This is a genomic window from Effusibacillus sp. SKA8 (assembly GCF_058273125.1).
Map to the genome: position 1 here is coordinate 174,568 of NZ_JBZCSF010000002.1, position 12,932 is coordinate 187,499.

Consider the following 12,932-nt stretch of genomic DNA (forward strand, 5'->3'; position numbering starts at 1 on the left):
CCTCCTGTATTTATATAGCGGAGTACACGAATTGCTTTTGCTACAAATGGGTATCCTACAGCCAACAAATTTAGAAAAGGCTGATTAAGCTGTTTCGAAAGGAGGAAAAATAATGAAGGACAATCTGGCAGTATTGCTGTTTCTCTTGATCGTGCTTGTTGTCGTGTTAAAACTTTTCTAATGCTTGCTATAGGCAAGCAATTGGCCCATTGCGTGTGTCGCGAATGAGAGTAAATCATTCAACCAATGGAGCTCGACAAGAGTTGGCACATATAGCGAGAAGTGCATTTTTTTAAAAAGCCGAAGACAGCAAGTCTCTCTTCCAATATTACCAAAAATGGAAGAAAAATCACACGCGATGCTCCTTGAAAGTCCCTTGTAAAAAATAGCCTAGCCTCCCGCCGAGGCCCACTAATGCATCAACTTAAATCAAGTTATAAGCAAGCTCAGTTACATCATGAAATGTTCCTTCATCCTCCTGCAAACCTTAGGGGCCGGCCCTTATTCCCGCCCGGAATCCGCTTCGCCGGTGCCCTGCCTGCCGAACCCTTCGCCGAATTTGTCGCTGTGCAGTTCGCCGCCGGTCGCCCAATTCTGCCTGTCGTATTCTTCAAACAAAACGGTGATCCATTCGCGCTTCACGTCCAATTTTTCCGCGACGGCGTCCGTCACCGCTTGCGCCAGTTCGCGTTTTTGTTCAATAGAGCGGCCTTTCGCCAGTTTTATCGAAATAATCGGCATCAACGATCCTCCTGCCAACGATATATGTGTGGTCTCGCCTTGTCACTCGTTTACCAACAGATTCACAAACGCGGTGATGGCCGGATTCTGTTGTTTGGAAGACAGGTAGGTCAGATAAAAGCCACGCTCCACCGGCAGTTCCGCCAAAACTTTGATGCGGCCGTACCTGGTGGCCGGCTTTGCAGCAAGATCGGACACAATTGAATACCCTAGACCCGCTTCCACCATGGAGATGATCGTTTCCGTATTGTCGACCTCAGCGACGCAGTTTAATTCGTCCACCGTTCCACCCCATTTCCGCAGGCCTTCCTTCGCGGCATGCCAGGTGCCCGACCCTTCTTCGCGGAAGATAAACGGCTTTCCCTTGATATCGCCGAACCCGTCAATCTCTTCACTATCGACGGGACCGATGATCAACATCCGGTCCCGGGCGATCACGTACCCGACAAACTGGCTGCCCCGCGGTTCCATGCCAATGATCCCGATGTCAAGCTTCCCGTCCCGCAAAAGACCCAGCACTTCCTCCGAATCGTGGACGGACAGGCGCACCTCCATGCGCGGATACCGGTTGCGGAACTCCCTGAGAATGGGAGGCACCAGATAGGACCCGGGAATGGTGCTTGTCCCGATTCGCAAGATACCCGTCAATTCTCCCTGCAGGGCGCGGCACTCGTCAACCAGTTCGTTCCAGGCCGCAAGCAGTTGTTTCCCCTTTTTGTAAACCAGCCTTCCGGCTTCGGTCGGCTCGACGGAATCCCGGCGCAGGAGAACGACTCCCAGATCTTCTTCCAGCGTCTTGATCTGCTTGCTGACCGCCGGCTGGCTGATATCCAGCAGATCCGCCACCATTGAGAAATTTTTATGCTCAACAACCAACATGTAAGTCCGAATCCGCTTTAAGTTCATTTTGCACTCTCATTTCTGCCGCAGAGGGTACGATATCCGCATCTCCCGCAAACGGCGCGTTGTTCTGTCATTGGATATGCCTCTATGGTACAGCCTTCCGACAGCTTCCTGCAAGTTTGCGCCAGATCGTCCGTCAGCCGGGTGAGCACGCTCTCGCCGACATCGACGACAACCGATTCGTCCGCGCCAAGGAAATAGAGGATGGCCCGTTTCACCGGCTTTTGAAAAACGGCCTGTGCCGCAACCGCGTACAATTGCAGCTGAATGCGGTATTTGTCCGCAAGTTCCGCCATCTGCCCGGAACTCTGGAACTCGTTTGTCTTGAAATCGACGATGGTCAGGGTTCCGTCCGCTTCCGGAATCACGACATCGATAAAGCCATGCACCAGCGCGGAACCGATTTTCAAATAAAAGGCTTGTTCACGCAGCGAATCGGGATGAAACCACGGGCTGTTCAAGTAGCGGTCCGCCATTTTTTTAAGATAGGAGGCAACGGCGGGTTTGTCTTCGGCGCGAATTCCTTTTGCCGCCTGAAGCTGATTGTGGATCAACTCCCCTTTGCTCGCCGGTTCCCGCAATCGCTCAAACAAGCCGTGCACCAAAGTACCGCGCAGATCCGCATGGATGCGGCGCCGCCGAACTTCCGGCCGGACAGCGGCGTACCCGTCGGTCGCTTCCGAACCGTACCCGCCCATACCGGCTCCCGCCGCAACGTCTTCTTCCTCCCGGTCAGGTAGACCCGCTGCAGACAAATCCGCCAATACCGGCTGTCCCTCCGGGGTCTGCGGCTCCGGAAGCCGGAACAAATAGCGCAAATAAAAACGGCGCTGGCACGTGCGATAGGCCATATAGGCGGAAGCGGAAAGAGTCGGCAGTTGCGGGGCGTCCGGATTACCTACCGGGAACATCAATCCGGGAGGACCGCCGTCTTGACCACTGGCATCCGCTTCCCCCGCGCCTCCTCCGTTTGCATAGAGCATTTCCCAGGTCCTTTTTCGAGCCCTGTCAAAACCGGCCAGCGGTTGCCCCACATTGTCGTGTACCGCAATCCGATATCCGCCGCCTTGGGCGGAATCTTCTTTTTCCAGCACACCGGGCGTGATATCGTCCCACTTGGCAAAGCCGGCATGCCGCAAAATCCATTTTTGCCAGGAACGAACCTCCCGCTTCGGCTTGGTTACAGCCAAAATCAGATAATCGCGGGCGCGGGTCATCGCCACATACAGTTTGCGCTGCTCTTCCAACAGTTCCCGTTCGTTCTCCTGCTCCTTCATCAACTGGTACAGTCCGTCGCCCCGGACTTCCAGTTCTCCTTCCTCCGCCTTCTCGCCGTAACGTTCCGCTTTCAGTCCCATGCCCATGCCGGGGCGGATCAGGCAGTAAGCGGAATCCCCCGTTTTCAGGGGGCGCTTCAGGTCGGGTAGGATCACCACGGGAAATTCCAGCCCTTTCGACGCATGCACCGTCATCAGGCGAACGGCCCCGCCGGCGGCAACAGACGAGCCGCCCAACTGCGCTTCCGTCTCCTGCACGTCGTCTTCCCGCATCCGTTTGAGATACTCGACAAACTCCGCGGCCCCGTATCCCTCTTTCCGCTGCAATTCTTCGGCGATCTCAACCAGTTTCAGCACGTTGGCGTACCTCTGCTCTCCGCCAAAACCGGCCAGCAGCACTTCCAGATAGCCGCTTTCCTGCAGAATCGACCAAAGAAAATCGGACAATGGATGCAATTGGAAACTTTCCCGCCATTTAGAAATCCGAATGGCCGCCCACACCGTTTTTTCGTACTCCTCTTCCCCCAGGCGTTCTTTCAACCGGGCGAGCTTTTCGGGTACCTGTTGCGGCTCTTTCGAACCGCTGTTCATGAAGCTCCCTGCAGGACTCCCCGCCGGACTTGCCGCGACTGCCGGACCGCCCTCCGGCACGGATACCGCGTCCGCAACCAACGCCAGCCCCGCCGCCAGCGATCCTTCCTGCGCGAGCCAGAACAGCGTCTCGTCCGATAAAGCGAACACGGGAGAACGCAAGAGCGCCGCCAGCGCCACTTCATCCTCCGGATCGACGAGCGCGGTCAACCAGCAAAGGATATCGGTGATTTCCCGTTTTTTATAGAACTGACGGCCTTTTTCCACCGCATAGGGAATGCCGTACCGCTGCAGCGCCCTTTCGTACACGGGCAGATGGGTAGTGGCCGAGAACAGGAGCGCAATATCGCCGTACTGAACCGGATGGGCGGACTCTTCCTGTTCCCCCGGCCGTTTTCGATACACCAAAGGCGCCCGGCCGTCAACCAACTCCCGGATCCGCCGGGCGATCCAATCGGCCTCGCCGTCCCGCGCGTCTTCGTCTTCTTCCGTCCGGCAGACCAAAATCTCCACACACGGATCAGCGTGTTCCGGGTTCCGCGCCGGCTGGAGCTTGGCGAAACGCACTTGCCGCGCGTGTTTCACTTCGGCGTTTTGCATCAGATCGGCAAAAAAATCATTGATGTAATGAATAATGCCCGCCTGTGTCCGGAAGTTGGTTCCCATATCGATCAACCGGTCCCCCGCTCCCGCCCTCCGGTGTCCTTCCTCCACTTCCTGAAAAATGTCGACATCCGCCCCGCGGAACTTGTAGATCGACTGTTTGCCGTCGCCGACCAGAAACTTTTTGACCTGTCCCCCATCCGTCAGCCGGTCAATGATCGATTTCTGCAGGCGGTTGGTGTCCTGGAATTCGTCGATCATCACAAACTTGAACCGCTTGCCGTACATCGCCGCCACTTCCGGGTGTTCCGCCAGCAATTTGGCGGTTAAGCACTCCAAATCGTGAAAATCCAGCGCGTGCCGCTGTTCTTTTTTGCTGTTGTAACGCGCTTCCAAGGATGCGAGCAAACCGCAAAACGCGCGGACGCGATCCGCCGCGTCCGGGCCCAGTTCCAACCGCGCCAACCGCGGCAACAAAACCTCCTTGATTTGCTCATGGGCTTCTCTTAGCGCCTCGGAACCGTTTTTTCGCCAGATCGTTTTCACCAGATCACGAATCGTCCGCCGCACGTCGGGATCCGCCACACCGTCCCATGTCCGCAGGAAAGGCGACCGCTCCCGCCACTGGCGTACCCATGCCTCCATTTGGCATGCGTACTGCGGCGGCTTTTTTTTGCCGTCCGCCAGCAGAGCGGCCAACTCGGGCCAAATAATGGCGTCAACCAGCTTGTCGATCTCATCCGCAATCGCCGGAATCCGGGAACGCATCCAGGCAAATGAGCGTTCCGTATCGGCCAAAATCTGCTCTACCGGATAATCGAAAGTCTGAATGGCTTCATGGGCGGCCAAAAGCGCCTCGACCATACCCCGGCGGCCACCCCATGCAAGATAAAGCGGCTTAATCTCCTCAAACCGCTCGCGTAAGGCCTCTTCCAGCAATTCGTCAACCGCTTCCGCCAACAGCCGTTCCGCATCCTCCGGCTCCAAAACTTCCGCCTGCGGGTCGATGCCCGCCTCCACCGGATGCTCTTTCAAAATCCGCATGCAAAATCCGTGAATCGTCGAGATGACCGCAGAATCAAGTTCGCTATGCATTCGGCGCCAGCGCTTTTTTTCGGCGGGATCTTCCGCCTGGTCAATCCATTTCTCAACCGCTCCGCGAATCCGCCGTTTCATCTCGGCTGCAGCCAATTCGGTGAAGGTGATCGCCACAATCTGGCCCGGATGCGCACCACGTGCCAGCATTTCCATATATCGTTCCGTCAAAACCCACGTTTTACCGGAACCGGCACCCGCCGCCACCAAAAGATCATCGTCCAGATTGACGATGGCTTTCAATTGCGCTTCATTGGGTTCCGGGTTGCGCACCCGTTGGATCGGTTGTTGCAACGTCATGTCGTACGCTCCTTTTTCGCCGGATCAAACCGGCATACGGACAGATACTGGCAATACGGATCGCATTCGGTGCGGGGCCGGGCGTCAAATACCCCCTCGCGCAACGCCTCCTGCTGCTCGGCAACCCGCTCCAGCGACTCGTCCAACAGCATTTGCAGATCCTCCGTCAAATCCGCTTTCTTCGTTTCCGTGATTCCCCACATGGCGGCGTCGTTTGTCCAGACGCCGACCATTTTCGCGGGCAGCGGGGACATTTGCAGAAAGCCGCCGCCCAACGGGATGATGTCCGTCCCGTTTCGTTTGGCCCATTCCATGTAAGCGGCTAAATACAGGGGCAACTGCCAGTTGGTTCCCTCCTGCAGATCCTTGATGCCCTTGTACTTCTTGGGATTCAGACTGGTCTTGTAATCGTAGACGACAAACCGGGTTCCGTCTTCCGCCACATCGATCCGGTCGATTCGCCCGCGCAACCGCATCGTCTCACCGCCAACCCGGAGGGCGATCAGTTCCTCCGTCGAGTCGGGGTCCGGGGATTGCCGGTCATCGGCCCGAAGCTCGCTGCCAAACGACCACTCCAAGCGAACAGGGCGCATGCGGGATTGCAGGAGGCACTCCATTTCCCGTTCCAGCCAGAGGCGCATTTCTTTTTGCAGACGAAGTTTTTCCGCCGACCAATAAGGGGAAGAGGTCAATCCGGTTCCTTCCCACTCCCGGCAGGTCTCCTCAAAAACCGCGTCGTAACCGTCAAGCACCCGCTGCGCCTGCTCCGGCCCGACCCGGGGTTCCTTTGTCAGCGGCAGCAACAGCCGCTGGGCGAGACGATGCAGAAAGCCGCCTTTTTCATCCACCGGAATCCCGTCCGTCTCCGGCGCTTTCGGCTGAATCTGCAACACCCTCGCCGCGAAAAATTTGAACGGACACACGGCATAATCGTTTAAAACCGACGCGCTCCAGGGGTAATCCGGCCCAAATCTCTCCTGCAGCATCGCCCGGATGGCAGGATTGTCCAACCGCCCGGCAAACCGTCCCGGCTGTCCGCCGTGACGCTGCCGTTCCACGTTCAGGCGGCCAACGATTTGCCGCAGCGGCACACCGTCAACGCCTTCAACCGAAGCGAACTCCCGTTTCAGCGACCGGAGCGCCGCCGCATCCGGTTCGGCGCCGACATGGAGCGACAGTTCCCCGCCCAACCAGACGGCTGCGCGTTCCCGCCATTCGCGGCGGCTTGACAACTCCTCCCAGCGGTCCGGAAGCGGCAGCATCGACATCGCGCTTTGAAAACGGGCCGGTGCTTTCCACTCCCCGTCCTCCAAACGGCGAACCACAGCCTCCAAATAGGGAGAAGGCAGATGGCGTTCGTCCGCGTCCGGGCTCTGGAATCCCAAATAAAGCTTTTCGGCCGCGGCCTGGATGCAGTTGCGAAACAACAGGTTTTGCAGTTCCGCCTGCTCCCGTCGCTGCAACACAAAGCCCCGCTTTTCCGCCTCCCGCTCGATCCGTTCGAGCAGCCAGTGTTCCCCCGTTTTCTTCGGGTAACGCCCTTCATTCAAGCCCAGGAGGAATACGGCCCGGTGCGACAACCCTCGCATTTCGGCGGGCCGGTAGACTTTCACGCCTTGTCCCGCGCCCTCGTCCACCTGGACTTTCCCTTGATACAACAGTTCCTTCCATTCTTTCCAAAATAAAGAAAACGAAACCTCCGGGTCGCCGTACAGCCGTTTCGCCCGAACCAGACTTTCAAGACTGTCCTGGCAAGCTTGCCACGCCCGGATGTCCCGCCGCAAATCCCGCATGCCGTAGACTCCGCCAAGCGCCGCCCGCGCAAAAAGACTCTCCGTCAACTGCTGGCGGGAAACCAGTTGCCGGACCGACTCAGCGTGCTGGGCATACGCCGCTTTTTCCGAAAAATCGGCCTGTGCCTCCGTGACAGCCTGCATCACCCTGCGCACCAGGGGAACCTCGACAAGATTCTTGATTTCCGCGAGACATACCGCGATCCGGTTCTCCCGAAACACGCGCCGGATCAACGGGCGGTAAACGGCGTCGTCCGCCGCCACGATCGCAATCTCTTCCACGTTCCAGCCGTCCCGCACAAGACGTTTGATCTCTTTTGCGACGGCGCGGACTTCCTGCAGCGGCGAAGCGCTGGGAATCAACTCCACCCCCGGATTGGGCAAGCGCTTTCCGTCCTCCTCAAAAACAGTCCGCGCCAGCAATGCCATTCCGGACAATTCGCTTCTCTCCGACGCCGGCAGAACGGCACCCCCCGCTTTTTCCGCAAGTATTTGCCGCCCGTCTTCCGATTCAAGGTCCACATGTTCCACACCCGACCGGCGCAGCGCGGTGATCAGACGATCCCGGCTTTTGCGGAGCAGTTCGGTCCCCTCCGCATGCAAAGGATAAGGCATAAAAATCTCGACATGCGGCACATGGCGGCAAACCGCTTCCACAATGGGAAACTGCAGGGGAGTCACGGTCAGAAAATCGATGTACACCTTTTCGATTCCGCAGAGCAGTTCGTCTCCGCGCTCCAGCAAATGTTTGGCCGCCACGCGATAGCCTTCCTGCCGGTCCAGCAAACGTCCTCCCGAATGCTCCCGCAAAAGCCGCTGATAGTTCCGGTAGATTTCGGCAAAAGCGGCAACAAAGACCGCGTTCCGCCCCCCGACGGCATCCGCGTTTTCGCCGGAGCCGTCTTGGCTTTCCGCCATCCACTCCGACAGGCTTTCTTCCGAGATGCCGGAACTCTTCATTTCCTCGATCGCTTCCATGAGCGACCGCAGAAAGCCGGGTTTTTCCGCAATCCGCTTGAAGGGAGCCGTTACCCCCCTGTCGGCAAGCGCAAGTGCTCTCATTAAAACGGCCAATTTTCCCTGCTCGTCGATCCGCACCACCCGTTCTTCCTTTGCCAGCGCCAGGTCGACCAGATCGTCAAAGGTCCCGATCTGGTCGGATACTCCCAACCCCAGTTCGGTTAAAGCTTCCCGCACTTCCCGGATCAAGTGGCGCGTCGGCAGCAGGAAGCGAAAATTGCGCCGTCCGGACCGCAAATCCCGGCGGCATTCTTCCGTCCACCAGAGCCGCAGGCGATCGGTATACCAACCCGTGTAAATCCGTTTCATAACTCCTCCGTGCAATCAAATTTTCGGCGGTGTCAATCCAAAATCATCTCTTTTTCCACTTCCGCTCTCCGGCGGTGGGCAATCCGGCTGGCGGCTGCAGAAGCGATGGCGCCTACCAAATCGTCCAAAAACGTATGGATCAGCCCGTTCGCTTTGTCGTTTAATCTGCCCAACACACCGTACTTGATTTTGTCAATGTATCCGTAATTGGTGTAGCCGATGCTTCCGTACAGATTGAGAATCGAAAGCGCCAGAATCTCGTCGACGCCGTACAAGCTTTCGTCCGACTCGATGATTTGCTGCAGCGGCGATGAAAGCAATCCTTTTTCCGCTAAAATGTCCAGCTCGATCCCCGTCAGCAGCGCGTTTTGCACTTCCCGTTTTTCCAACACCTGCCGCACGCTTTCGACACATGTTTCCATCGTCAAATCCGAAATATAATCTTTTTGCAGGAGAAACGTCAACTCCGCGATATCCTCGACGGTCACGCCCCGCTGTTTCAGCGCTTCCAGCGCCGCTTCCCTGACCTGTTTGCTGGGAATAAAGTTTGCCATAACGTGATTCCCCCATGTCCCTGCGATTCAAAGCACGCTTCTTCTATCTCAACATTTCGGTCACGCCTGCTGCAAAATGTCCATCGCAACATCCCCGGACCCCATGTATCCTTTACCAGTCTATGGAGGCGGCAAAACGGCGGTACGCCCTACTTCGTTTCACCCGTTCCTGCTGATCGCAAGCAATGTCGGCGGATCGTTTTGCTGATTGAGAAACCGGTACCACAGCGCTTGTCCCCGCCGCTGGTCCAAATCGCTTGCCCACCGCAACACCCGGTCGCGCTCTTCCTTGCCTCCCGGATGCCCGCTGTACAGCACCGCCGCAATGATTCCGCCGGGCGCCAGCCATGAAAAAGCGGCATCCAGCGCCTGAATCGTCGTGTCGGGCCGGGTGACAATCCGCTTGTCGCCGCCGGGCAAATACCCCAGATTGAACGTGACCGCCTGAATCCGCCCTTTGAGCGTTGGCGGCAGAACTTCGGACCACCGCTCATGCCCCGCGTGAAACAGAGTGACGCACGAAAGCACTCCCGCCTCCGACAAACGCGCCGTTGCTGAGGCAAGAGCCTCTTTTTGAATATCGAAACCGAACACCCGGCCTGTATCCCCCACGCATTCCGCGAGAAACAGCGTATCGTGCCCGTTGCCGACCGTTGCGTCCACCGCGATTCCGCCGGCTGTCAGACGGTCCCGCACCAACAGCTTCGCCTGCTGCAAAACGGATGGAAGCCGCCGGCCGCCCTCAGGTCCCGAAGCCCCTGTGCCACCGCCGGGAAAGATTGCCGTTTCGGGCCGAGCCTTGCCGTTCATGCCGCTCATAGAAACGTCTCCATAAACACCGGTAATTCGACAAAAGAAGCCTGGGGATTATGGAGGCGCCCTTTTTCCGATGCCCAGGCTTCCTGCGGCGTCCACAACCGTCCCTGCCAGGTGTTGCGGCGTTCGAGCTCGGCGTCGATTCCGTTCAGGACGCCCCACTTGTCCAGACTCCACATCGGCCCGATCAGAATGTCAGGTGGTCCGTCCCCGGTCAACCGGTGTACGACCATGTCCGGCGGCAGGATTTCCAAGATGTCCACCACGAGGCGGATATACTGGTCTTTTTCGAGAAACCGCAGCCCGCCCGCCTTGAACAACTTCACCAGCGGCGTGTACTTCAGGAGGTGCAGCAGGTGAATCTTGATTCCCTGCACGGGCAGATTCGCGATCGCCCGTCCCGTCTCCAGCATGTCCGCTTCCGATTCGCCGGGCAGCCCCAGAATCATGTGTGAACAGATGCGGATGTTGTGCTTTCGCAGCTTTTCGACGGCGTCCAGATAGCATTGGTAATCATGCCCGCGGTTGATCAACAGCGCCGTCCGTTCATGCACCGTCTGCAGCCCGAGTTCCACCCACAGATAGGTCTTCTCGTTCAATTCGGCAAGCAGTTCCACCACGTCGTCGGGCAGACAGTCCGGCCGAGTGGCGATGGAAAGTCCCACAACGCCTTCCTGCGCGAGAATCGTCTCATACATTTCCCTTAATCGGGGGGCCGGCGCATAGGTGTTGGTATACGCCTGAAAATATCCGATGTATTTGGCACGCGGCCATTTTCTGTGCATCCGGTCGCGGATCTTTGCAAATTGCTCTGTCAGCGAGTCTTTCCGGTCACCTGCAAAATCGCCCGACCCTTCAGCCGAGCAGAAGATACAACCGCCGATTCCTTTCGTTCCGTCGCGGTTGGGGCACGTAAAGCCCGCGTCAAGGGGAACCTTGAAGACTTTCTCGTTAAACGTTTGCCGCAGATGGTGGTTCCATGTATGATACCGTTTTTTATGATAGCCGTCCCCGCCCCAAAACATCGGGGTGCGGTTCCTCGTCGCGATGTCATTCATTGCCGGGTCCTCCTGTCAGCAGGATACGCTCTTTCAGCCTGACTTGCCTTCTGTTTAAACTTGGCATTTACCAAGTCCCAAAATCAACTATTTTCGTTTCGTAATCTTCCCGCTGCCGCCGACTTTCGTTTTGGGCGGCGAATTGTTGCGCGGCGGACTGAATGAGGAAGAACCGGATTTTGGCTGCGGTTCACCGGATACAGCGCCTGCACTTCCTTCCTTGGACCTTGTGATGGTTCCGGTGCTCCCCGACGTTGACGGCGGTGTGTTCCCGTCTTTTTTCAGCACATTGCCGCCGGAACCGACCGTTGCATCTGTCGCGTTTGATGGGGCAGGCCTGTCGCCCCTTTTTAGAATCGAACCGCTGCGCTCCACCGTGAGGGGCGGAACCGCTTTTTTCTCCTGGGCTGTCGGCGGCCGGTAATCCGTTTTCGGTTTGTAAATATCCCTGCTGGAGTAGCCGCGGTACGAGCCGCCGCGATATCCTTTGAACACGTCAAACAGTTCATCGACCAATTGACCAACGATAAATCCCTCGAGGAACGACGGATCGTAATTCTGCCGGACAAATTCTTTGCTGTCGACTTCAATTAACGTGTCACCGGGCTTCTGCGGGTCCCGCTGCAGATGATACCATTCATCCGGATAAACCAGGAACATGTGATCCGGATCTTCTTTGGACATCTCCTGCGGTTGTTTTTGCGCGGCAAGCTCCCGTGCCACCTGCGGTACCGTCTTGTCCGCCGCCCGGTAAACGCGGGAGGCTTGTGCCCCGTTTTGCGTAACAGATTCCAGCGGATAGAACTCGCTGACGGTTTGGCTGCCGCATCCGCTGACAAGTGAGGTTACCAGCGCGACTGCCAACAATGTCTTCAAATATTTATACAGCCGCTTTCCCATTCCTCCACCCCCTGACTGCCGAAAAAAACCGGCTAGCTCCCCCGCAGCACACGCACATCGGCAGGCAGCACCCATTCCCCTTCATACAGCATAAATCTCCCGTCCTGCCATTCGATCCGCAGCAATTTGCGATCATCCGACTGAAACTGCCAGACAAACTGTTCTCCGCCGCTTAAAAATGGGGTTTTCCCCGCTACCGTCACCTGTCCCGAATACTGTTCCTCCAGGTGGTAAGAGGTTCCGTCCATTTCAATTGTTGTCGGCACTTCATTGAAAGAGTCCAACCGCCCGTCAATGGGGCTGTACAGCGCGTAGGTCGTTTTTTCCCGCTCTTCGATCTGCAGGTAGCGAACCGTATTCCCGTCCTGCAGGGTCAAAAAAATCCCGTTGCGGTGCGTGTTCCGGGTGCGTCCGGCCACCTGATACGTAACGAGGGAAACTTCCACAATATCGCCGGGGCCGACGGTGAGAATGCTTTTTTCCGGTTTCGGCGGTTCCGGTTTTTTCAGCAGGTTTTTTACCCGATTCAACAGACTCATCAACCGTTCTCCTTTCCGTCATGCCGCATTACAAAGTTGCCCCCAGCATGAGGGCTCCGACAACATGCAGGGAGCCGGCAAACAGAGCGTAAGCCGTTTTTCCTTCCTGCGTTCCCCGGTCCAGATCCAGACCAATCCCTTTTTTCAGGAGTATGCGGGCAAGCCCCTCGATCAAAAACAAAATGAGAAAGGAAACGGCGGAAGCCAGCAGCACCCATCCCAAATCGTTAAATTTCACAATCGACTGGGCAAGAATATAGCCCTGCGCAAACAATTTCATGACAAAACGGGTGGTGACGGCCACGTTTCCGTTTTTGATCTCCGCAATATCCCTGTACTTTGTAAACAACGCATCCACAAACATCAAGACGGAAAGAAAAACGGCCCCAACACCTGTCCATACCAACATCGCCAGCACGTTCAACCATGTCAG

The 12,932-nt window shown here is 57.0% G+C and carries 10 protein-coding genes; all 10 read right to left on the reverse strand.

Going from position 1 to position 12,932, the window contains the following annotated elements:
• Nucleotides 1–501: 501 nt before the first annotated feature.
• The 10 genes from thmT to AC4ED1_RS03180 all read right to left on the reverse strand — a co-directional run bounded on the left by thmT (nucleotide 502) and on the right by AC4ED1_RS03180 (nucleotide 12,932).
• A complete protein-coding gene (gene thmT / locus AC4ED1_RS03135; protein ID WP_490935946.1) occupies nucleotides 502–741 on the reverse strand; it encodes a 2-hydroxymuconate tautomerase in 240 nt (79 codons plus the stop codon).
• Nucleotides 742–783: 42 nt separating this feature from the next.
• On the reverse strand, nucleotides 784–1,647 hold the full coding sequence (locus AC4ED1_RS03140; RefSeq protein WP_490935947.1) for a selenium metabolism-associated LysR family transcriptional regulator: 864 nt from the start codon (nucleotides 1,645–1,647) through the stop codon (nucleotides 784–786).
• The gene (locus AC4ED1_RS03145; protein WP_490935948.1) at nucleotides 1,644–5,510 is read right to left on the reverse strand and encodes a UvrD-helicase domain-containing protein; all 3,867 of its coding nucleotides are present in this window, start codon (nucleotides 5,508–5,510) and stop codon (nucleotides 1,644–1,646) included. Before AC4ED1_RS03145 ends, AC4ED1_RS03140 begins: the two co-directional genes overlap by 4 nt.
• Complete coding sequence (locus tag AC4ED1_RS03150; protein WP_490935949.1) at nucleotides 5,507–8,632, reverse strand: PD-(D/E)XK nuclease family protein; 3,126 nt, start codon at nucleotides 8,630–8,632, stop codon at nucleotides 5,507–5,509. The genes AC4ED1_RS03145 and AC4ED1_RS03150 overlap by 4 nt, the downstream gene beginning before the upstream one ends.
• Nucleotides 8,633–8,664: 32 nt before the next feature.
• The gene (locus tag AC4ED1_RS03155) at nucleotides 8,665–9,186 is read right to left on the reverse strand and encodes a phosphatidylglycerophosphatase A family protein (RefSeq protein ID WP_490935950.1); all 522 of its coding nucleotides are present in this window, start codon (nucleotides 9,184–9,186) and stop codon (nucleotides 8,665–8,667) included.
• Nucleotides 9,187–9,345: 159 nt separating this feature from the next.
• Nucleotides 9,346–10,005, reverse strand: coding sequence for a tRNA 5-(aminomethyl)-2-thiouridylate-methyltransferase MnmM (gene mnmM / locus AC4ED1_RS03160; protein ID WP_490935951.1), 660 nt, complete (start codon nucleotides 10,003–10,005; stop codon nucleotides 9,346–9,348).
• Nucleotides 10,002–11,060, reverse strand: a complete 1,059-nt coding sequence (mnmL, locus tag AC4ED1_RS03165; protein WP_490935952.1) for a tRNA modification radical SAM protein MnmL/YtqA — start codon at nucleotides 11,058–11,060, stop codon at nucleotides 10,002–10,004. The genes mnmM and mnmL overlap by 4 nt, the downstream gene beginning before the upstream one ends.
• An 87-nt stretch (nucleotides 11,061–11,147) precedes the next feature.
• Entirely contained in the window at nucleotides 11,148–11,960 is an 813-nt protein-coding gene (locus AC4ED1_RS03170; protein ID WP_490935953.1) for a DUF4247 domain-containing protein, read from the reverse strand.
• A 32-nt stretch (nucleotides 11,961–11,992) separates the two neighbouring features.
• Nucleotides 11,993–12,499 carry a DUF4178 domain-containing protein gene (locus tag AC4ED1_RS03175; RefSeq protein WP_490935954.1) on the reverse strand — a complete coding sequence of 169 codons (507 nt, stop codon included), beginning with the start codon at nucleotides 12,497–12,499 and terminating at the stop codon, nucleotides 11,993–11,995.
• Between the two features lie 28 nt (nucleotides 12,500–12,527).
• Entirely contained in the window at nucleotides 12,528–12,932 is a 405-nt protein-coding gene (locus tag AC4ED1_RS03180; protein WP_490936089.1) for a DUF350 domain-containing protein, read from the reverse strand.

Coding starts and splice junctions, on each gene's coding strand:
- thmT (WP_490935946.1), bottom strand. CDS start 741: ATGCCGATTATTTCGATAAAACTGGCGAAAGGCCGCTCTATTGAACAA.
- AC4ED1_RS03140 (WP_490935947.1), bottom strand. CDS start 1,647: ATGAACTTAAAGCGGATTCGGACTTACATGTTGGTTGTTGAGCATAAA.
- AC4ED1_RS03145 (WP_490935948.1), bottom strand. CDS start 5,510: ATGACGTTGCAACAACCGATCCAACGGGTGCGCAACCCGGAACCCAAT.
- AC4ED1_RS03150 (WP_490935949.1), bottom strand. CDS start 8,632: ATGAAACGGATTTACACGGGTTGGTATACCGATCGCCTGCGGCTCTGG.
- AC4ED1_RS03155 (WP_490935950.1), bottom strand. CDS start 9,186: ATGGCAAACTTTATTCCCAGCAAACAGGTCAGGGAAGCGGCGCTGGAA.
- mnmM (WP_490935951.1), bottom strand. CDS start 10,005: ATGAGCGGCATGAACGGCAAGGCTCGGCCCGAAACGGCAATCTTTCCC.
- mnmL (WP_490935952.1), bottom strand. CDS start 11,060: ATGAATGACATCGCGACGAGGAACCGCACCCCGATGTTTTGGGGCGGG.
- AC4ED1_RS03170 (WP_490935953.1), bottom strand. CDS start 11,960: ATGGGAAAGCGGCTGTATAAATATTTGAAGACATTGTTGGCAGTCGCG.
- AC4ED1_RS03175 (WP_490935954.1), bottom strand. CDS start 12,499: ATGAGTCTGTTGAATCGGGTAAAAAACCTGCTGAAAAAACCGGAACCG.